Below are 19,522 nucleotides of genomic sequence, written 5' to 3' on the forward strand. Positions count from 1 at the left end.
AAGAGACATGACGGTGTCCCGTCGCAACTTCCTCGGCGCCACCGGTGCCATGACCCTGCTTGGCGCCGGCGCTGTCTCGGGGCGTACTGCTTTCGCCTCGGTGCCCGAAGCGCCGACCATGACGGAGGCCGTCATGCAGCCGCCGCTCGTGCCGAAAACCGGGCCGGACTACAACCCCGTCGTCACTCTGAACGGCTGGACGTTGCCCTGGCGCATGAACGGCGATTGGAAGGAGTTCCATCTCGTCGCCGAGCCGGTGGTGCGTGAGTTTTCGCCCGGTATGGTCGGTCATCTGTGGGGCTACAACGGCCAGTCGCCGGGACCGACCATTGAGGCGGTCGAAGGCGACAAGGTGCGCATCTTCGTCACCAACAAACTGCCGGAACACACCACCATCCATTGGCACGGCCAGTTGCTGCCCAGCGGCATGGATGGCGTCGGCGGTCTCACCCAGCCGCACATCCCGGTCGGCAAGACCTTCGTCTACGAGTTCCAGCTGCAGAAGAGCGGTACCTTCATGTACCACCCGCATGCCGACGAGATGGTGCAGATGGCGATGGGCATGATGGGCTTCTTCGTCGTGCATCCGAAGGACCCGGCCTTCCGCCGCGTCGACCGCGACTTCGTCTTCCTGATGTCGTCCTATGACATCGAGCCGGGCGCCTATGTGCCGCGCGTGGCGGAGATGACCGACTTCAACATGTGGACCTGGAACAGCCGTGTCTTTCCGGGCATCGACCCGCTCGTGGTCGGCAAGGGTGACAAGGTGCGCGTGCGCTTCGGCAATCTCACCATGACCAACCATCCGATCCACATGCACGGCTACGATTTCAAGGTCTCGTGCACGGATGGCGGCTGGGTGCCGGAAGCGGCGGCCTGGCCGGAAGTGACCATCGACTGCGCGGTCGGCCAGATGCGGGCCTTCGACTTCGTGGCTGACAACCCGGGCGACTGGGCCATTCATTGCCACAAGTCGCACCACACCATGAACGCCATGGGGCATGAGCTCGCCACCTTCATCGGTGTCGACAAGAAGGAGGTGGCCAAGAAGATCAAGCGCCTGGTGCCCGACTATATGCCGATGGGCACCGCCGGCATGGCCGACATGGGCGAAATGGAAATGCCGCTGCCCGAAAACACGCTGCCGATGATGACCGGTTTCGGTCCGTTCGGCCCGATCGAGATGGGTGGCATGTTCTCGGTGGTCAAGGTTCGCGAAGGGCTGGCCGCCGGGGATTACAAGGACCCCGGCTGGTATCAGCACCCGTCGGGTACGGTCTCCTATGAGTGGACCGGACAGACCCAACAGGCGGCGCGTCAGGAAACGCCCGCCTTCGACAGGTCAAAAACCGCCGAAGTCACCGTGGTGAAGCCCGGCGGGCAATCCTCCCCCAAGAACGCCCACAACAATCGCTAAGGATAGACACGACATGAAATCCCGAACCCTCATTGCCGTCCTGGCTATGTTGGCGTGGCCTGCGGCCGCCATCGCGGACCCCGGCCACGACGGCGAACGCGCCTATGGCGAGCCCGGTAACCCGAAGAAGCCGGCGCGCGTGGTGCAGGTCGTCATGCGCGAAGCTGACGGCAAGATGGAATTCCTGCCCAACCGCGTCGAGATCAAGAAGGGCGAGCAGGTGAAGTTCATGCTGCGCAACAATGGCGAGCTCGACCACGAGCTGGTGCTCGGCACGCTTGCCGAAAACCTCAAGCATGGCGAGCAGATGCAGAAGAACCCCGACATGGAACATGACGATCCGAACGCCAAGCGTCTGGCGCCGAAGAAAAGCGGCGAGATCGTCTGGAAGTTCACCAAGGCGGGTGAGTTCGACTTCTCCTGCCTCATCCCCGGCCACCGCGAAGCCGGCATGACCGGCACCATCGTCGTCAAGTGAAGACGACACAATCCGACTACCCAACGCAACTGAAGGAGAAACCCAATGCGTAAGATCGTAACCACCGCGGCTTTTGTTCTGGCCCTCGCCACTTCCGCTTTCGCCGCGCCCGTGGACGGCCAGATAACCAAGATCGACACGGCCCAGAACAAGGTCACGCTGAAGCATGGCCCGATCACCAATCTGGAGATGGATGCCATGACGATGGTGTTCGTGGTCGCTGATCCGGCCGCGCTCAAGGCCGTCAAGGTCGGCGACAAGGTCAAGTTCGAGGCCGATCGCGTCAACGGCCGCCTGACCGTGACCAAGATCGAAAAAGCCAAGTAAGCTATACTGAAAACTGAAAAGCCTTCGCGGGGCTCGCTTGCTGAGCCCCGCGAAGGCGACTGAATTTTTGGGCCGGCCCGATGCAGGCAGCCTGCGAAAAGGCACAGGAGACGACGATGAACCGCAGACTATTTCTTTTCGCGACGACTGCGATGCTGGCTGCCTCACAGGCAAGGGCGACCACGCGGCCTTTGGTCACCGTCCATAAGGATCCTTCCTGCGGATGCTGCGGAGCCTGGGCCGACCACATCCGCAAGGCCGGCTTCCCGGTCAAGATCGTGGAGGACACCGCCCTTGAAAAGCTCAAGACGCAGATGGGAATCCCCGAAGCGCTGCAATCCTGCCACACCGCGCTTGTCGACGGCTATGTGCTCGAAGGCCATGTTCCAGCCGAAGCACTGCGCCGATTGCTCACCGAGCGGCCCGCTATCAAGGGCCTTGCCGTCGCCGGCATGCCAGCCGGTTCTCCGGGCATGGAGATGCCGGGCGTGCAGCCTGAACCTTTCGAGGTGATGACGTTTGGAGCAACGAGTTCCGTCTTCATGAAGTTTGGTTGACGAGGCCGGAGCTGACCTTCGGTTTTTCGTGCGACGGAACTGCCCGGCGAACGTAAGCTCGCGTCGCCTAGGGCGAAATGTCGCTGGCAACCATGAGGCCAAGTCCGATGGCGATGGCCGCTGTTCCCAGGGCGCGCCGGTAAGAGGAGGCTTTTTCCCGAAGTACAAGGCGCGAGAGCGCGTAGACCAAAACCTGGGTCAGTGCCATCGAAGAGAAAACGATGCTTACATCGTGGTGTCGCAAAAGATACATGTATATCGAAATGGAAACTGCGAAACACAAGGCGGCGACGAAAAGTAAACTTAAATCTATGTTCGTATTTAATGTAAGAATTTTGTATGAATTTTTGTATTTACTTGAAACTGATTTTTTAAGTAATAGCTGAGACGCGGCGTTGGCGCAGCTTGCCGCGACGATGAGGGATCCGAAAATGAAGAGGGACACCATAAGTCTTTCTGTTCGAACAGCGCGTCGCCATTCGAGCAAGGGACCCTCAACCTGCGTTGTCGCGGAGCTTACTTTTCCGACAATCGCCGCCGGCATGACCGGATTTGCGAACGAAGACCTTTTTTCACGCCGAGCGAAGTGAAAGAATGGCCAAGTGCAGTTCTTGAACACCTTCTCCCGCCTGCTTTGGGTTTTCGCTGTCGTCGGCCTCATCCTTGCGCCGATGGCGAGCCCGTCGGCGGCGATGGGTGGGATGGCGGAAATGTCAGGCATGTCCGACGGCATGCCGTGCTGCCCCGACCAGAAAGCGCCGGTTCCCGATTGCCAGAAGTCGTGCCCGCTGGCGGCAATTTGCGTGGCCAAGTGTTTTGCCAATGCATCCTTACTGACTGATTTCGGCGGCACCCGTCTGGAAATGGTGGATCTGCTTGTTCGATGGGATGACGCCGCTTTGGCGGTGACGGCCATTTCGCCACCCCATCCACCACCCCGATCCTGACGTTCGCCATCGGCTCTTCTAAGGCCGAGTTTCGCGGGCCGTGATTGCCTCACGGCGCGCGTCGCCGCGCATTTGCGCGTTCAACGAACGTTATGAGATATCCAAATGACAACTTCAGTGAACAAATACATCGCTGCCGCGATGACGATCGGCCTTGTCTGGACGCAGTCGACGACAGCGGCCCATGCCGCCGTCACCGACTACGAATTCCAGCTCATCCAGAAAAGCGTGAAACAGGGGCAAAAGGTCGAGGTCGCGGTCCGGCTGGTCGACAAACGAAACGGCTCGCCTGTTCCGGATGCCGTGGTCTTCGCGCAGCGGATCGACATGGCGCCCGACGGCATGGAGATGATGGCGGCGCCCATCAAGCCGCTGCCATCGGCCGAGCCTGGAACCTACAAGTTCGAGGCGGCCCTGAGCATGGAAGGCAGATGGCGTCTGTCACTCGTCGCGAAAGTGCAGGGCGAGACCGGCACGCTTGAAAACAAGCTCGTCGTCGAGGTCCTGCCATGAAGCGGGCACTCGCGATGAGCCTCGTCCCGGCTGCCGTTCTGGCGGCCGGGATCGGTGGTTATGAAGCAGGCCGTCGCGATCTCGCGCTGCCTGGCTGGGCCCGGTTGGTTTCCGAGATGGAGCCAGCCAATGCATCGCCGGAAGCAGGCGGTGCAGCAAAGACCGGACGCGTGATCTACTACCGTGATCCGGACGGGCGGCCATTCTATTCGGCCGCTCCACGCAAGACAGCCGACGGCCGCGAATTTCTCGCGGTCTATGCCGGCGAGGACGTCAGCCTCGACACCGGCGCTCCAGTGAAGGAGGCAGCTTCGGCAACTCCCGGCGCGGACAAAGGCCGCGTCCTTTACTACCGCAACCCCATGGGGCTGCCGGACACGTCGCCCACCCCGAAGAAGGATTCGATGGGGATGGACTACATCCCTGTCTATGAGAGCGAGGGGGCGGGCGGCTCGTCGATCAAGGTCGCCGTGGGTAGGCTCCAGCAGACGGGCGTGCGCACCGCGACAGCGGTCGACAAGGCCATTGTCGCCAGCGTGCGCGTGCCGGGGACCATCCAGCTCGACGAGCGGCGCGTTACCGTTGTCAGCACGCGTGCGGACGCCTTCGTCAACAAGGTCGCCGAGGTCACGACCGGCGATCGGGTCACCAAGGGGCAGGCGCTGCTCCAGCTCTATGCGCCCGAAATCGCGGCGGCTGGTGCGCAGTTCCTCAACGATCTCGGCGCCGCCACGCACAACAGCACTTTGGGCGGTGCGCGCCAGCGGCTTGAAAATCTCGGCGTTCCGCCCGATGCGATCGCCGAAATCGAGCAGACGCGAAAAGTACCGCTCTCCATCACCTGGCGGGCTTCGCGCGACGGTATCGTGCTTCAACGAAACGCCGTCGAGGGCATGAAGGCAGCGTCGGGCGACGTGCTGTTCCGCATCGCGGACATTTCGACGATCTGGATTGTCGCCGATGTTCCCGAATATCAGCTCGGCGCCGTCAAGGTCGGGGCCGCGGCCACGGTGCGGCTGCGCAGCCTGCCTGGCCGGACATTCGGCGGCCGCGTCACCTTGATCTATCCGCAGGTCGCGACAGCGACCCGCACGACCAAGGTGCGGATCGAGCTCGCCAATCCCGATGGCGTGCTGTTGCCGGACATGTATGCCGATGTCGAGATCGCCAGCGGTTCCGACGACCGCGTCGTTGCCGTTCCCGACAGCGCCGTGATCAGCACGGGAACCCGGCAGGTCGTCATCGTCGACAAGGGCGAGGGGCGCTTCGAACCGCGCGCGGTGGAGGTTGGCCGGCAAGGCGGCGGCTTCACCGAAATCCGCGCCGGCGTTGCATCCGGCGACAAGGTGGTGGTTGCCGCGAATTTCCTGATCGACGCCGAAAGCAATCTGAAAGCCGCGTTGAGTGGCATGACCGGCGAGGAGGTCAAGCCATGATCGCCAAGCTTATCGCATGGTCGGCCCGCAATCTCGTCCTGATCTTCGTCGGCACCCTGTTTGCGGTCGCCGCCGGGTTCTATGCGCTGAAGACGCTGCCTCTCGACGCTATTCCCGATCTCTCCGATGTTCAGGTCATCGTCTATACGGACTACGCCGGCCAGGCACCGCAGGTCGTCGAGGATCAGGTCACCTATCCGCTCACCACGGCCATGCTCACCGTTCCGAAGTCCAAGGTGGTGCGCGGCTTTTCCTTCTTCGGCGTCTCCTTCGTCTATGTGATCTTCGAGGACGGCACCGATCCCTATTGGGCGCGCAGCCGGGTGCTTGAATATCTGAATGCCGCTGCCCAGCGTTTGCCCCCGGGTGTCACGCCCAGCCTGGGGCCGGATGCCACCGGGGTCGGCTGGGTCTATCAATACGCCGTCGTCGCCAAGGAAATGACGCTCGCCGAACTGCGCGCGCTGCAGGATTGGAGCGTGCGTTATGTCGCTTCGAAGGCTGAAGGCGTTGCCGAGGTCGCCAGTGTCGGTGGTTTCGTCAAGCAGTACAACATTGTCGTCGATCCGCTGCGGTTGCGCGCCCAGGGGCTCTCGCTGGCGGCGGTGCGCGATGCCGTTCGCGCCAGCAATCGTGACGTCGGCGGACGCACGCTCGAACTTTCCGAATTCGAGTTCATGGTGCGCGGGCGCGGCTACATAAAGTCGCCGGCCGATATCGAGGATATCGTCCTGAAGACCGATCAGGGCGTGCCGCTGCGCTTGCGCGACGTCGCCCGCGTCGAGATCGGCCCGGACGAACGGCGCGGCATTACCGAACTGAATGGGGAAGGGGAGGTCGCCTCCGGCATCGTCATGCAGCGCTTCGGCGCCAATGCGCTGAACGTCATCGAGAACGTCAAGCAGCGCCTCGCCGATGCGGCATCAAGCCTGCCCAAGGGCGTCGAGATCATCCCCGTCTATGATCGCTCGCACCTTATCGAGGCAGCGATCGAGACGCTGAAGGGGACGCTGATCGAGGAAAGCATCATCGTTGCGCTGGTCTGCGTGGTCTTCCTGCTTCACCTGAGAAGCGCGCTCGTGGCCATCCTGATGCTTCCGGTCGGCATCCTCATCGCCTTCGCCGGCATGAAGGCCATTGGGCTTGGCTCCAACATCATGAGCCTCGGCGGTATAGCCATCGCCGTGGGCGCCATGATCGATGCCGCCATCGTCATGATCGAGAATGCCCACAAGCATCTGGAGCGGGCCGAACCTGGCAAGCCGCGCGTGCAGGTCCTGATCGATGCCGCAAGCGAGGTCGGGCCGGCACTGTTCTTCAGTCTGCTCATCATCACCGTCTCCTTCCTGCCGATCTTCACGCTGGAATCGCAGGAAGGCCGGCTCTTCGGTCCGCTCGCCTTCACCAAGACGTTTGCCATGGCTGCGGCAGCGCTGCTGTCGGTCACGCTGGTGCCGGCCTTGATGGTGGTTTTCGTGCGCGGCCGCATCATTCCCGAGCACAGGAACCCCATCAACCGCCTGCTGATCTGGCTTTACCGGCCGGTGATCCGTCTTGTCCTGCGCGCGAAATTGCCGACCATCCTGCTCGCCCTGTTGGTGCTCGCCGTCTCGGTTTGGCCGGCGCGCCAGCTCGGTTCCGAATTCATGCCGAGCCTTGATGAAGGCACGCTGATGTACATGCCGACGACGCTGCCCGGTCTGTCGGTGACCAAGGCGGCCGAGCTCCTGCAGATGCAGAACCGCATCATCAAATCCTTCCCGGAGGTGGACACGGTCTACGGCAAGGCCGGGCGGGCTGCGACCGCGACCGACCCGGCGCCGACGGAGATGTTCGAGACCATCATCAATCTCAAACCCAAGGATCAGTGGCGCGCCGGTGTGACGATCGACAGCCTGAAAGCCGAGATGGACGCTGCGTTGCAGTTCCCCGGCGTGTCCAACGCCTGGACCATGCCGATCCGCGCCCGTATCGACATGCTTTCCACGGGCATCCGCACGCCGGTCGGCGTCAAGGTGTTCGGTCCCGATCTTGCCGGGATGGAAAAGGTTGCGCGCGAGATCGAACGCGTCCTGAAAGCTGTTGCGGGCACGTCGAGCGCCTATGCCGAGCGCGTCGTCGGCGGTTATTATCTCGACATCGTCCCGGACCGGCAGGTGCTCGGCCGTTACGGGCTGTCGGTCGGCGACGTGCAGGATGTGATCGCGACGGCGCTCGGTGGCGAAACCGTGACCACCACGGTGGAAGGTCGCGAGCGCTACGGTGTCAACATCCGCTATCCGCGGGACATGAGGTCGAACCCGGTCGCGATCGAGACCGACGTGCAGGTGCCGCTGCCGGGTGGTGGCGCCGTGCCGCTTGGTGAGGTGGCGAAGGTGGAGCTCAAGCGCGGAGCCACGTCGATCCGCACCGAGAACGGCCAGCTCGCCACCTACATCTTCGTCGACATCATCGGACGAGACCTTGGCGGCTATGTCGCCGATGCGCAGAAGGCGGTCGCGGCCGAGGTGCGGCTGCCACCCGGCTACAGCATCGGCTGGAGCGGTCAGTTCGAATATCTGGAGCGCGCCGAGGCACGCATGAAGATCGTCGTTCCGGTAACGCTGCTGATCATCTTCCTGCTGCTCTACATCAACTTCCAGGCGTTGACGGAGACGCTGATCGTCATGGCCTCGTTGCCATTCGCGCTCGTCGGCGGGGTCTGGCTGATGTGGTGGCTGGGCTTCAACATGTCGGTGGCGGTCGCCGTCGGCTTCATCGCGCTTGCCGGTGTCGCCGCCGAGACCGGCGTGGTCATGCTCATTTATCTGGAACAGGCCGTGACCGAGCTGAAGCAGGAATGCGCCGAGGAAAAGCGGCCGTTCACACGCGCCGATCTTCACCAGGCAATCATGCTGGGTGCGGTGGAGCGCGTGAGGCCCAAGATCATGACGGTCGTCGCCATCATGGCCGGGCTGGTTCCCATCCTGTGGAGCACGGGGACGGGTTCCGAGGTGATGCAGCGCATCGCCGTGCCGATGATCGGCGGCATGATATCGTCAACCGTCCTGACGCTGATCGTCATTCCCGCCATCTACGGTTTGGTGAAAGCTCGATTGATTGGGGCCGAAGCATCGATTGACCGGAAAGGAGAGCCGACAGCGGGAAGGGAACCAGTTGGATCATAGGTTTGGCATTCAACAAGCCGTTGTTGACCGAAATCGTCAGAGGTAGCCCGGTTTCCAACTAACACGGGGCTGTATGGGGCGGCCGAGATCTCGGGCGCAAAGCCAGTTTGCGCCTTGCACTGGGTCGTAGGCCATGCGCTCTATCAATGCCAACAACGTGCCTTCGATAGACCCGGAAAATCGACAGGCGATCGCATCTGCCTTCCGACAAACTCCGCAACGGCCTGCCTGAGTTCAGCAGGCCGTTGCCCGCCTCATCGTTCAGCAAGTGACTGTGAAGGATAAGGAAGTCCGGCTCCGGGACACCAAAGCCGTGTTGGTGCGCCGCTTTAAACGACCTAAACGATAGGTCGCTGAAGGTTTCATCTTGTGAGGAAATTGGTACGCCCAAGGGGAATCGAACCCCTGTTACCGCCGTGAAAGGGCGGTGTCCTAACCGCTAGACGATGGGCGCAGCCAAGGCGGCTTATAGTGGCGATGCGGGCGGCGGGCAACCCGTCAAAACCGGCTTTCTGCATTTTTTTGATGCTTTGCGGAGAAAGCCTCGCCTGCCGAGCCTAAACCCCGGTGTTTGCAGGGTAATCCGTCCCCAATGGATGCCGCAAACGAGCTTTTGGGCCCATGAAACCCGTGCAGGCGGCATGCTCGGGCGAAAATCGTGGCTGGCAAGGCCCGGAGATTCGGCTGCTAGGGCGGGGCAAGGCCACGCGCTTTTGCCTGCGTGGGCGCCGGTTACCCTAGCCGGCAGGTGTCCGGTTGCGATCGGCGACCGAGGTTTGCGAATCGCGCTGCGTTCCTCGGCCCGTTCGAATGGGCGTATGCCGCCAAGATCGGAATCGATTTCGAGAAAGGGTCATGCGCCAGGGCAAAGTGCTGGAGTGTGCCTTGCCGCGTCCGAAGGGGCGCGCTGAACTCTCATGCCTGTCGGTTGTGTCTTATATCCGGCTCAGCCGCGGCGGCGGCAGCGCCAGTTCCAGTCGCGCTCGGGGCCGACGTCAACATGCACCGAATCGGTGTGGCAATAGGTGCCGACGCCGCCGCGGCCGGGCAGCGAGCGCACATAGGTCGCCAAATCCCATTTGGTGACACCGGGAACCTGGATGTCGGCGGCGGCGCAATACATGTGCAGCGAGTTCTTGGCGCCGCGTGCCTGCCGGTTGCGGTCCTCATTGCGATAGCCGGAGGTGACCACCATCTTGCGGCCGTAATGGCCCTCGATCTGCTTCAAAACGCGCACCAGCGAGGGCTTGAGGCAAGCGACATCGACGCTCTCGGTCTGCTTCAAGAGGCCGTTGGGTGCCAGCCGGGCCATGCCGGCGGCCGAAGCCACCTGATAGGCGCCGCTATCGTTTTCGTTCAGGTCGACGTCGCTCTCGTCATAGGTGCCGGAGCGGCGGGTGATCTCGAACAGAGCGGTCTTGCGCACGCCGGGCAGGCCGTTGAAGGCGGAGGCGCCGTCGACGGAGGCGAGCATCGCCTGCTTCTGTCCGGCAGTGGCCGAGGCCAGCGTGATGATCGGCTTGGCCGACTTCTGCTCGGGGATGAGCGCCTGCGCCGGCTGCGCGGCCGGCGTCACGGGCTGCGCCTTGGCGGCTGCCGGTGCGGCCTTGGCCGGCGACGAGCCGAACAGCGAGGCGAGGAAGCCCTTCTTCTCGGACTTGGCCGGCGCTGCCGGCATTTCACCGGCGGTGACGTAGACCGGATGGTTCATCTCAGGCGTCTGGCCTTGGGCGGCCTGCGCCGTCTGGCTTGCCGGTTTCTGGGCCAGCACGGCGGCGCTGCCGGCGGCCACCTTGGCGGCGGCATCGGCGGTCTGCTCTTCGGTCTGCGCGGGCGCGACGAGCTGCTGCGGCGTGTTGCCGGCGATTGTCTGCGCGTCGGCGGGAACCGTCAGCGGGAAGGGGTGGGTGCCAGGCTTGGCGGTGGGCAGATAAGCGACCTGGTCGGGCAGCATGGTGTCGCCGGTCGATGCCATCAGCGGCTGCGGGGCCGTTTGCTGGCCCGCCGCGACCTGCGGGCCCGTGGCGGCAAGAGCGGGGCCGGCGGCGGTCTCGACGGTTGCAGCCCCTGGCGCGGTCGTGGGGCCGGCATGGGCGGTGTTGTTGTAGGCAGGGGAGGCGACGTTGAGCACCGGTTCGCCAGTGGAGGTGCACGAGGCCAGCAGCAGCGAGCACAATGCCGCCGCAATAGCGCGGCGTTCTCCCTTCGCGAGGCGCGGCTTGTCTGTGCTCAAATCCGAATTCCCCCTCGCTAACCGATCCGAACCGTCATTTTACCGACGCGCGGGGCGTCGCCGAATGATCGAGTTTCCGCGATCGGAAACGAGACCTGTGACAAATCCGCAAGCGTTTTTATGAAATCGTGCTGGCCTGCGTGATTTGCGTCAACTTTGTGATTGACGTGCTCATTTCGCCCGCTTTGACGCGCGGGTCAACTCACCACACATTACAGATTGTTACACTCGGACTTTGACATAGCTGCCGGGCGCGTCGCCCAGCGGTTCCAAGGTCTTGCCGGGGATGCGGGCGGGCACCCTGTCGTCGGTCATCGCCTCGATCCAGCGCTGCCAGTGGGGCCACCAGGAGCCCGGGTTCTCGGTGGCGGCGGCCAGCCAGTCCTCGAATCGCCCAACCGGCTTGTCGCCGGTCCAATGCTGGTATTTCTTCAGCGCCGGCGGGTTGACGACGCCGGCGATATGGCCGGAGCCGGCCATCACATACTCGACCGGGCCGCCGAAATACTGGCAGCCGAGGAAGACCGAGCGGGCCGGCGCGATGTGGTCTTCCTTGGAGGCGAGGTTGTAGACCGGAATTGTGATGTCTGAGAGCGAGACGGTGCGCCCGGCAAGCTCCATGCGGCCCTGCGAGAGATTGTTCTCCAGATAGCAGTTGCGCAGGTAGAAGGAGTGGTTGGCCGCCGCCATGCGGGTCGAATCGGCGTTCCAGTACAACAGGTCGAAGGGCAGGGGCTCCTTGCCGCGCATGTAGTTGTTGACCACATAGGGCCAGATCAGGTCGCCCGAGCGCAGCATGTTGAAGGCGGTCGCCATCTTGGTGCCGTCGAGGAAACCCTTGCCGCGCATCGCCTGTTCCAGCGCGGCCACCTGCTCCTCGTCGACGAACACTTTGAGGTCGCCGGCATAGGTGAAGTCGACCTGGGTGGTGAAGAAGGTGACCGAGCGGATGCGGTCGTCGCCTTCCTGGGCAAGCAGCGCAAGTGCCGCCGCCAACAGCGTGCCGCCGACGCAATAGCCGATGGCGTTGACCTCCCTCTCGCCGGTCGTCTTCTCGACGATGTCGAGGCCATATTGCAGGCCTTCGCGGATATAGGCCTCCCAGTTCTTGGTGCCGTGGCGCTCGTCGGGGTTGATCCACGAGATGACGAAGACGGTGTGGCCCTGCTCGACCGCCCAGCGGATGAAGGATTTTTCCGGGTTGAGGTCGAGGATGTAGAATTTGTTGATCCATGGCGGGCAGATCAGCAGCGGCCGCTTCAGCACCGTCTCGGTCGAGGGGCTGTACTGGATGATCTCGGCGACGTCGGAACGGCCGACCACCTTGCCCGGCGTCACCGCGATGTTGCGGCCGATCTCGAACTGCGAATAGTCGGCCTGGCGCAGCTTCAGGTCGCCCTTGCCGGCGGCGATGTCCTCGGCGAACATCCTCATGCCGCGCACCAGGTTCTCGCCATGCGAGGACACCGTCTCGCGGAACAGCTCCGGATTGGTCAGGATGAAGTTGGAAGGCGAGATGGCGTTGGACACCTGCTTCACATAGAAGCCGGCCTTGTGGCGGGTGTGTTCGTCCAGCCCCTCGGCGTGCTCGACCAGGTCGTTCGCCCAGCGCGATGTCACCAGATAGGCCTGTTTCAGGAAGTCGAAGAAGGCGTTCTTGCCCCATTCGGGGTCCTGGAAGCGCTTGTCGCCGCGCTCGGGCTTGACGCCAGCAGCCTCGTCCTCGACGCCGCCGACGCGCTGAATGGCGTTGGCCCAGACGCTCATGTAACCCGCGAACAGCCGGGTCTGCGCTTCCAGCGCGCGTTTCGGGTCGGCCAGCCAATATTCGGTGAGCTTGGAGAAGGTCTTGACCATGTCGGCCATCGGCTCGGCAACGCTGTCGCGCACCTCGCCCTTTTCGCGCGGCTCGGCCCAGGCGGAAGCCGCCTTGCCGGCCTGCTCGATCATGCGGGCCATGTTGAGCGCGAAGCGCTCGGGGTCCTTTACCAGATACTGCTCGACGGAAGCGCCATCACCAGTGTCCGTCTTGCCTGCATCGGGTCTGTCGGCCATGACTTAAGCAGCTCCTCCCGAAAGCGTTTTCTTGACATAGTATCATGCAAGGTCGAATAGGAGCCAATAGGCAATAGGGTCGGAATCTATCAAATGGATGACCTTGGCCGGCCATTGCGGGAAGGTGAAATGACGGATCGTGTTGGTCAGGTTCTTGGCGCCGCCGGTCGGCTGGCGCTCGCGGCCGCTATTTTCGGCAGCCTTGCCGTTGCCGGCTGCTCCAGCACGCGCAACCAGAATGCCGTGGCGCTGTCGGACGGCCCGGTGACCGGGCCGAAGGACACCGGTTCCTTCCCCAACCTCAACCTCAGGCCGCAGAACGCGGCGACCCAGTTCACCGAGGACGAGAAGAACGCCAAGCTGGCGCAGCTCACCGCCGCCAAGTCGACGGCGCAGGCGAACCCCGGCGACACGACCGCGGCAGCGGACGCGGCACAGCTCGATTCGCTGAAGGCCAATCACGCCAAGGATGCGCTGAAGCAGATCGGCGCCAAGTGCGACCCCGCCCTCGACCCGAATTGCAAATGAGTATATAGGGCGCCGCCAAGCGCGCCCCTCGATCGCTGGAACTGACATGGAAGAATTTCACAAGGTCCGCCGTCTTCCGCCCTACGTCTTCGAGCAGGTGAATCGCCTGAAGGCCAGCGCGCGCTCCCGTGGCGCCGACATCATCGATCTCGGCATGGGCAATCCCGACCTTCCCACCCCGAAGGCCATCGTCGACAAGCTGTGCGAAGTGGTGCGCGATCCGCGCACGCATCGCTATTCCTCCTCGCGCGGCATTCCGGGCCTGCGCCGCGCCCAGGCCAGTTATTATGCCCGCCGTTTCGGCGTGAAGCTCAATCCCGATACCCAGGTTGTCGCCACGCTCGGTTCCAAGGAAGGCTTCGCCAACATGGCGCAGGCCATCACCGCACCGGGCGACGTGGTCCTGTGCCCCGATCCGACCTATCCGATCCACGCCTTCGGCTTCATCATGTCGGGCGGCGTCATCCGTTCGCTGCAGGCCAAGCCCGATGACAGCTTCATTCCGGCGCTGGAGCGCGGCGTGCGCCATTCGATCCCGAAGCCGCTGGCGCTGATCCTCAACTATCCGTCCAACCCGACGGCCTATGTCGCGACGCTCGACTTCTACAAGGATGTCGTCGCCTTCGCGAAGAAGAACGACATCATCATCCTGTCGGATCTCGCCTATTCGGAGATCTATTTCGACGGCAATCCGCCGCCCTCGGTGCTGCAGGTGCCGGGCGCCATCGACTGCACGGTCGAGTTCACCTCGATGTCGAAGACCTTCTCCATGCCCGGCTGGCGCATGGGTTTTGCCGTCGGCAACGAGCGCCTGATTGCCGCGCTGACCCGGGTGAAGTCCTATCTCGACTACGGTGCCTTCACGCCGATCCAGGTGGCGGCGACCGCCGCGCTCAACGGTGACGGAACCGACATCGAGGAAGTGCGCGACGTTTATCACAAGCGCCGCGACGTGATGGTCGACGCTTTCGGCCGCGCCGGCTGGGACATTCCGGCACCGGCGGCGACGATGTTCGCCTGGGCGCCGATCCCCGAGCCGTTCAAGCATCTCGGCTCGCTGGAGTTCTCCAAGCTGCTGATCGAGCACGCCGACGTGGCGGTGGCGCCGGGCATCGGCTTTGGCGAGCACGGCGACGACTATGTGCGCCTGGCGCTGGTCGAGAACGAGCATCGCATCCGGCAAGCGGCCCGCAACATCAAGAAGTTCCTGGCGACCGTCGCCAAGCAGCCCAACAATGTGGTGCCGCTGGCGGCGCATCGCTGAGCTGCCTGCCGCCAATCATCCTGAAAGATCGAGAAAGAGGGGCCGTCCATCATGGCTGAATCCTTGCGTGTTGGAATTGCCGGCCTCGGCACCGTCGGCGCGTCTGTGGTGCGCGTGCTCACCGAAAAGGCGGCCGAGCTCACCCGCCAGTGCGGCCGTACCATCACCGTCACCGCCGTCTCGGCGCGCGACCGCAAGAAGGACCGCGGCGTCGACCTTTCCACCGTCTCGTGGTTCGAAAATCCGGTCGATCTCGCCCGCTCGAATGAGATCGACGTCTTTATCGAATTGATCGGCGGCGACGAGGGCGCCGCGCGTGAGAGCGTCAAGGCCGCGCTCGAGGCCGGCCGCCATGTGGTCACCGCCAACAAGGCTCTGCTCGCCAAGCATGGCGTGGCGCTGGCCGAGATCGCCGAGAAGAAGGGCGTGCTGCTCAACTACGAGGCGGCGGTGGCCGGCGGCATCCCGGTCATCAAGACCATGCGCGAGGCGATGGCCGGCAATTCGGTCACCAGGGTGTTCGGCATCCTCAACGGCACCTGCAACTACATCCTGACCCGCATGGAAGCCGAGGGCCTGACCTTCGAGGAATGCCTGAAGGACGCCCAGCGTCTGGGTTATGCCGAAGCCGACCCGACCTTCGACATCGAGGGCAACGACACCGCCCACAAGCTGGCGATCCTGACCAGCTTGGCCTTCGGCAACAAGATCGCGGCCGACGACATCTATCTGGAGGGCATCTCCAACATCAGCCAGGCCGACATCCGCGCCGCCGCCGAACTCGGCTACCGCATCAAGCTCTTGGGCGTGGCCCAGCGCACCGAAAGCGGCATCGAGCAGCGCGTGCACCCGACCATGGTGCCGACCGCCTCGGTGATCGCGCAGGTGCACGGCGTCACCAATGCGGTGGCGATCGAGACCGACATTCTGGGCGAATTGCTGCTTTCCGGCCCCGGCGCCGGCGGCAATGCCACGGCGTCCGCGGTGGTCGGCGACCTTGCCGACATCGCCAAGAGCCGCCCGGGCTTCCAGCACGGACCGGTGTTCGGCCGCCCGGCCAAGGAGCTCAAGACCTACAAGAAGGCGCAGATGCGCAGCCACGCCGGCGGCTATTTCATCCGCCTCACCGTGCACGACCGCGTCGGCGTCTTCGCGGCGGTGGCCAAGCGCATGGCCGACAACGACATTTCGCTGGAATCGATCGTGCAGCACGCGGTCGGGCCGGAAGCGGCCGAGAAGAAGACCGTCATCCTCGTCACCCATGAAACCACGGAAGCGGCGGTGCGTAAGGCGGTCGAGGGCATCACCAAGGACGGCCACCTCACCGACAAGCCGCAGGTCATCCGCATCGAACGGGCTGGCTGATCCCGGAGCCACCTGATTTCGGGCAGCCGGCCGAGATTTCCGTCATTCCCGACACTCTCCGGTCGCTTCGCTCCCTCACGAGGTCGGGAATGACGGCGCGACAGGTTGCGGCTGCCTAATATGCTCCGCGCTTGAATAGTGTGAGTTGTGAGTGACTAGCCACACGGGCGTAGTCGCCAGCTCATATCCAGCGGCGTACGCGCTTAGAGTAGTCGTGATACTTCTTGCCGAATTTGCCGGCGAGCGTCTTTTCCTCGCGTTCGATCACAGCTTTCTGGGTGACGAAGCCGGCGATGAAGGCGAGCGGTATCAGCCAGGGATTGCCGGTAATCAGGGCGATGCCGATGGTGAGTGTGGCCAGCGACAGATAGATCGGGTTGCGGCTGATGCCGAACGGACCGCCGGTCAACAGCTGGGTGGGCATGGCGACCGGGTTCAGCGGGGTCTTGGCCCGAAACATCATGCGGATGGCGGTGAACCACAAAGCCACCGCGCCGAGCGCCGCCAGCCAGCCGAAGCCGAACAGGATGTCGCCCAGAACGTCGCCGAACCAGGGCAGCGGGTAGACGATGTCCAGCCCGATGCCGACAATCAGCGCGACCAGGAAGATGACCGGCGGCAGCGGAAACGGCAGGCGTGCGGCGGTGTCGGTCATTGCGGCTCTCCCGTACTCATAGCGTCATCGGTCTGGGCGGTGCAGGTGCTGGCCAGGTCGCCGATGCGGGCTCTGGTCGAGGCCGACGGGTCGCCCTTCATGATGCCGGCCAGCAAGCCGTCCTTCTCGACCGCGGTCAGCATGCAGCCACAATAGCGCACGCAGAAGGCGGCGTCGCGGCTTTCGAGACAGGAGGCCTGGCAGGCTTTGGGGAAGCCGATCTTCGGGTCCTGCGCCGGTGCCGGCCAGATTTGTGCGAACAGCCACACTGAGGCGATCAGAACCGGCTGGTGGAGGAGGTAGAAGGCGAGGCTATGCCGGCCGATGAAGGAGAGCGGGTTCAGCGCCTGGCCGGTGGAGACGCGCGCCAGCCGCTCGAACAGGCCGGCGGCCTTGGCAAGCTTGGCTATGCCGATACCGGCCAGCACCGCGCCGAACCAGGGAAACAGCGGCACATAGTCGTTCGAGCGCGGATCGGCCGTGGACAGCCCGACCCACAACAGCGCCGGATGGTCGAAGACGGGCGAGCGCAGATAGAAGGGGGCGGCGATCGCCAGCGCCGCCGCCGCCAGCGTCACCAGCGCCGGCAGGCGCAGGAAGAGAAGGCCGAGCAGGCTGGCGAGCGCGATCTGATGCAGGATGCCGAAGAAGATGAAGCTTCCCGGCGTGGCGAAATAGGTCACCAGCGTGATCGCGGCCGCCGCCGCCGCCACCATGGCCAGCCGCTTCCAGAAACCCGGCCAGCGGATGCGCTGGCCATGCGCGAGAAGCAGCGATACGCCGACCAGGAACAGGAAGGTCGAGGCGATGCAGCGCGCATAGATCTTCCACGGGCCGTGCGCGGTCAGCCCAAGGCTCGCATAGCCGAAGAATTCGAGATCCCAGGTGAAGTGGTAGCTGGCCATCGCCAGCAAGGCCACGCCGCGCAGGACGTCGATCAGCGGAATGCGACGGGAGGGGGAGGTCGAGGTTTCGAGGCTCATGCGGCGGGATTCTGAAATTGCGACTGGGCCATGCCTAGCATGGATGCGGGTGAAACAAGAATGGCGAGGCGAGGGCTTTCCCTTCTCCTCCTCGCGGGAGAAGGTGGCTCGGCGCAGCGCCGAGACGGGTGAGTGGGCTGCAAGGAACGAGGCGGTGCAAGACCTCATTGTGCCAAATCGCGCAAACCCGTTGGCCGGCTTCGCAATCGGGCACGAGTGCGTCGGTTTCCTGCTACTGGCCTGAGCGTCGCCGACGCAGATTTCCTTCACGAGTCGCGAATTCGAGAATTCATGTCCACGCATGTCCGCCATCCCATCTGGCTACCGGCCGTACCGCCGGCGGATGCGCGCACCTTCGCTTCGCTCTATTCGATCGAATCCTGCGCCCGGGCGACGATCGCCTCGGTCATTCCCATCCAGGCCTACGAGATCCTGAAGAACGAGCAGACGGTGTCGATCCTCTACACCATCGTCTCGTTGCTCGGCCTGTCGGCGACGCTGTTCATGCCGATGCTGATCCACCGCTTCGCGCGCCGCTGGGTCTACACCGCCGGCGCGCTTTTGCTCGCCATCGGCTCGCTGTTTTTCGTCACCCATTCCTTGCCGGGGCAGATCTTCGGCATGCTGTGCCGGGTGATGGGGGCGAGCGCGCTGTCGATCACGCTCAACCTCTACATCATGGATCATATCCGCAAGGCGGACCTGATGCAGGCCGAGTCGCTGCGCATGGCGTGGTCGATGATCGCCTGGACCACCGGTCCGACGCTCGGCATTTTCCTCTACACGCATTACGGCATCTATGCCGCGCATGGCGCGGTCGCGGTGTTCGCGCTCTGCCTGCTGGCGCTGTTCTGGTACTACCGGCTGGGCGACAACCCGATGATCGTGCCGGGCAAGAGCCGACCCATCAATCCGCTCGCCAATATCGGCCGCTTCGTGCGCCAGCCCCGGCTGAGGCTCGCCTGGCTGATCGCCTTCGGCCGCTCCTGCTACTGGACCACCTTCTTCGTCTACGGTCCCTTGTTCATGGTCATCACCGGCCAGGGCAAGCTGGCTGGCGGTCTGCTGGTTTCGGCCGGCAACGCGATGCTGTTCCTGGCGATCTTCTGGGGCAGGGCGGGCAAACGCTACGGCGCCCGCAACGTGATGACGCTCGCCTTTGCCGGGATGGCGATATCGCTTTGGCTGGCCGGCGCCATCGGCGAACTCGTGCCGCTCGCCACTGCCGGCCTGTTGCTGGTCGGCGCCCTGTTCACCATCGCATTGGATGCCATCGGTTCCACCGCCTTCATGCGCTCGGTGCGCACCTATGAGCGTCCGCAGATGGCGGCCGTCTACCGCACCTATCTCGACTTTTCGGAGCTGACGCCGCCGCTGGTCTATTCCGTGGTGCTGGCCTTTTTCGGGCTGGGCTCGGTCTTCGCCACGCTTGGCTGCCTCGCCGCCGTCTGCGGCCTTGTCACCTGGCGCTACCTGCCGAAGTCGATGTAGCGAGCGCCTTTCCTTCTCCCGCAAGGGGAGAAGGGATGGCGCCCGGTCCGCACGATGACGCTTCTGCATCCACCGATGGCGGAATTTGGTTTGCCGGGCGGCGCAA

At 63.7% G+C, this 19,522-nt stretch carries 16 protein-coding genes and 1 tRNA gene; 11 read left to right on the forward strand and 6 right to left on the reverse strand.

Annotated features, from left to right (window positions below):
• The first annotated feature begins 7 nt into the window (after nt 1-7).
• From AB4136_RS08255 to AB4136_RS08270, 4 genes are all read left to right on the forward strand, one after another.
• Complete coding sequence (locus tag AB4136_RS08255) at nt 8-1,417, forward strand: copper oxidase (protein WP_137900536.1); 1,410 nt, start codon at nt 8-10, stop codon at nt 1,415-1,417.
• A gap of 13 nt (nt 1,418-1,430) precedes the next feature.
• A complete protein-coding gene (locus AB4136_RS08260; protein ID WP_024924613.1) occupies nt 1,431-1,895 on the forward strand; it encodes a cupredoxin domain-containing protein in 465 nt (154 codons plus the stop codon).
• A gap of 45 nt (nt 1,896-1,940) precedes the next feature.
• A complete protein-coding gene (locus AB4136_RS08265) occupies nt 1,941-2,222 on the forward strand; it encodes a copper-binding protein (protein WP_024924614.1) in 282 nt (93 codons plus the stop codon).
• A 116-nt stretch (nt 2,223-2,338) separates the two neighbouring features.
• On the forward strand, nt 2,339-2,779 hold the full coding sequence (locus AB4136_RS08270) for a DUF411 domain-containing protein (RefSeq protein ID WP_137900537.1): 441 nt from the start codon (nt 2,339-2,341) through the stop codon (nt 2,777-2,779).
• Between the two features lie 67 nt (nt 2,780-2,846).
• On the opposite strand, the gene AB4136_RS08275 is transcribed toward AB4136_RS08270, so the two are convergent.
• Nucleotides 2,847-3,695 (reverse strand): hypothetical protein, encoded by an 849-nt coding sequence (locus AB4136_RS08275; RefSeq protein ID WP_161773041.1) that lies wholly within the window; start codon nt 3,693-3,695, stop codon nt 2,847-2,849.
• A gap of 136 nt (nt 3,696-3,831) precedes the next feature.
• Here AB4136_RS08275 and AB4136_RS08280 point away from each other — a divergent pair, with 136 nt between their 5' ends.
• From AB4136_RS08280 to AB4136_RS08290, 3 genes are read left to right on the forward strand one after another with little or no spacing between them, the layout of a single operon-like run.
• The gene (locus AB4136_RS08280; RefSeq protein WP_024924616.1) at nt 3,832-4,239 is read left to right on the forward strand and encodes a FixH family protein; all 408 of its coding nucleotides are present in this window, start codon (nt 3,832-3,834) and stop codon (nt 4,237-4,239) included.
• The gene (locus AB4136_RS08285) at nt 4,236-5,675 is read left to right on the forward strand and encodes an efflux RND transporter periplasmic adaptor subunit (RefSeq protein ID WP_024924617.1); all 1,440 of its coding nucleotides are present in this window, start codon (nt 4,236-4,238) and stop codon (nt 5,673-5,675) included. Before AB4136_RS08280 ends, AB4136_RS08285 begins: the two co-directional genes overlap by 4 nt.
• Nucleotides 5,672-8,842: an efflux RND transporter permease subunit gene (locus AB4136_RS08290; protein ID WP_024924618.1), complete on the forward strand. Its 3,171-nt coding sequence runs from the start codon at nt 5,672-5,674 to the stop codon at nt 8,840-8,842. Before AB4136_RS08285 ends, AB4136_RS08290 begins: the two co-directional genes overlap by 4 nt.
• Nucleotides 8,843-9,221: 379 nt before the next feature.
• Here the strand turns inward: AB4136_RS08290 and AB4136_RS08295 are convergent.
• The 3 genes from AB4136_RS08295 to phaC form a co-directional block, all read right to left on the reverse strand.
• Nucleotides 9,222-9,296: transfer RNA gene (locus tag AB4136_RS08295), tRNA-Glu, on the reverse strand.
• Nucleotides 9,297-9,788: 492 nt separating this feature from the next.
• Nucleotides 9,789-11,075 (reverse strand): D-Ala-D-Ala carboxypeptidase family metallohydrolase, encoded by a 1,287-nt coding sequence (locus tag AB4136_RS08300; protein WP_036255055.1) that lies wholly within the window; start codon nt 11,073-11,075, stop codon nt 9,789-9,791.
• Between the two features lie 222 nt (nt 11,076-11,297).
• The gene (gene phaC, locus AB4136_RS08305; protein WP_137900538.1) at nt 11,298-13,130 is read right to left on the reverse strand and encodes a class I poly(R)-hydroxyalkanoic acid synthase; all 1,833 of its coding nucleotides are present in this window, start codon (nt 13,128-13,130) and stop codon (nt 11,298-11,300) included.
• Between the two features lie 129 nt (nt 13,131-13,259).
• On the opposite strand from phaC, the gene AB4136_RS08310 reads away from it, so the two are divergent.
• From AB4136_RS08310 to AB4136_RS08320, 3 genes are read left to right on the forward strand one after another with little or no spacing between them, the layout of a single operon-like run.
• Nucleotides 13,260-13,658 carry a hypothetical protein gene (locus tag AB4136_RS08310; protein ID WP_137900539.1) on the forward strand — a complete coding sequence of 133 codons (399 nt, stop codon included), beginning with the start codon at nt 13,260-13,262 and terminating at the stop codon, nt 13,656-13,658.
• A gap of 46 nt (nt 13,659-13,704) precedes the next feature.
• Nucleotides 13,705-14,922 (forward strand): LL-diaminopimelate aminotransferase, encoded by a 1,218-nt coding sequence (locus tag AB4136_RS08315; protein ID WP_137900540.1) that lies wholly within the window; start codon nt 13,705-13,707, stop codon nt 14,920-14,922.
• A 51-nt stretch (nt 14,923-14,973) separates the two neighbouring features.
• Nucleotides 14,974-16,287 (forward strand): homoserine dehydrogenase, encoded by a 1,314-nt coding sequence (locus AB4136_RS08320; RefSeq protein WP_137900541.1) that lies wholly within the window; start codon nt 14,974-14,976, stop codon nt 16,285-16,287.
• A 181-nt stretch (nt 16,288-16,468) separates the two neighbouring features.
• On the opposite strand, the gene AB4136_RS08325 is transcribed toward AB4136_RS08320, so the two are convergent.
• Nucleotides 16,469-16,942 (reverse strand): methyltransferase family protein, encoded by a 474-nt coding sequence (locus tag AB4136_RS08325; protein ID WP_137900542.1) that lies wholly within the window; start codon nt 16,940-16,942, stop codon nt 16,469-16,471.
• Nucleotides 16,939-17,925: a DUF1624 domain-containing protein gene (locus AB4136_RS08330; protein WP_137900543.1), complete on the reverse strand. Its 987-nt coding sequence runs from the start codon at nt 17,923-17,925 to the stop codon at nt 16,939-16,941. Before AB4136_RS08330 ends, AB4136_RS08325 begins: the two co-directional genes overlap by 4 nt.
• A 291-nt stretch (nt 17,926-18,216) precedes the next feature.
• Between AB4136_RS08330 and AB4136_RS08335 the strand changes: the two genes are divergently transcribed.
• Nucleotides 18,217-19,416: an MFS transporter gene (locus AB4136_RS08335; RefSeq protein ID WP_024924627.1), complete on the forward strand. Its 1,200-nt coding sequence runs from the start codon at nt 18,217-18,219 to the stop codon at nt 19,414-19,416.
• The last annotated feature ends 106 nt before the right edge of the window (nt 19,417-19,522 follow it).

The organism is Mesorhizobium sp. 2RAF21 (genome assembly GCF_052115345.1).
GTDB classification, from domain to species: domain Bacteria; phylum Pseudomonadota; class Alphaproteobacteria; order Rhizobiales; family Rhizobiaceae; genus Mesorhizobium; species Mesorhizobium terrae.

What these genes read in the sequence shown, in the direction of transcription:
- AB4136_RS08255 (WP_137900536.1), top strand. Translation starts at nt 8, where the DNA reads ATGACGGTGTCCCGTCGCAACTTCCTCGGCGCCACCGGTGCCATGACC.
- AB4136_RS08260 (WP_024924613.1), top strand. Translation starts at nt 1,431, where the DNA reads ATGAAATCCCGAACCCTCATTGCCGTCCTGGCTATGTTGGCGTGGCCT.
- AB4136_RS08265 (WP_024924614.1), top strand. Translation starts at nt 1,941, where the DNA reads ATGCGTAAGATCGTAACCACCGCGGCTTTTGTTCTGGCCCTCGCCACT.
- AB4136_RS08270 (WP_137900537.1), top strand. Translation starts at nt 2,339, where the DNA reads ATGAACCGCAGACTATTTCTTTTCGCGACGACTGCGATGCTGGCTGCC.
- AB4136_RS08275 (WP_161773041.1), bottom strand. Translation starts at nt 3,695, where the DNA reads ATGGCCGTCACCGCCAAAGCGGCGTCATCCCATCGAACAAGCAGATCC.
- AB4136_RS08280 (WP_024924616.1), top strand. Translation starts at nt 3,832, where the DNA reads ATGACAACTTCAGTGAACAAATACATCGCTGCCGCGATGACGATCGGC.
- AB4136_RS08285 (WP_024924617.1), top strand. Translation starts at nt 4,236, where the DNA reads ATGAAGCGGGCACTCGCGATGAGCCTCGTCCCGGCTGCCGTTCTGGCG.
- AB4136_RS08290 (WP_024924618.1), top strand. Translation starts at nt 5,672, where the DNA reads ATGATCGCCAAGCTTATCGCATGGTCGGCCCGCAATCTCGTCCTGATC.
- phaC (WP_137900538.1), bottom strand. Translation starts at nt 13,130, where the DNA reads ATGGCCGACAGACCCGATGCAGGCAAGACGGACACTGGTGATGGCGCT.
- AB4136_RS08310 (WP_137900539.1), top strand. Translation starts at nt 13,260, where the DNA reads ATGACGGATCGTGTTGGTCAGGTTCTTGGCGCCGCCGGTCGGCTGGCG.
- AB4136_RS08315 (WP_137900540.1), top strand. Translation starts at nt 13,705, where the DNA reads ATGGAAGAATTTCACAAGGTCCGCCGTCTTCCGCCCTACGTCTTCGAG.
- AB4136_RS08320 (WP_137900541.1), top strand. Translation starts at nt 14,974, where the DNA reads ATGGCTGAATCCTTGCGTGTTGGAATTGCCGGCCTCGGCACCGTCGGC.
- AB4136_RS08325 (WP_137900542.1), bottom strand. Translation starts at nt 16,942, where the DNA reads ATGACCGACACCGCCGCACGCCTGCCGTTTCCGCTGCCGCCGGTCATC.
- AB4136_RS08330 (WP_137900543.1), bottom strand. Translation starts at nt 17,925, where the DNA reads ATGAGCCTCGAAACCTCGACCTCCCCCTCCCGTCGCATTCCGCTGATC.
- AB4136_RS08335 (WP_024924627.1), top strand. Translation starts at nt 18,217, where the DNA reads ATGTCCACGCATGTCCGCCATCCCATCTGGCTACCGGCCGTACCGCCG.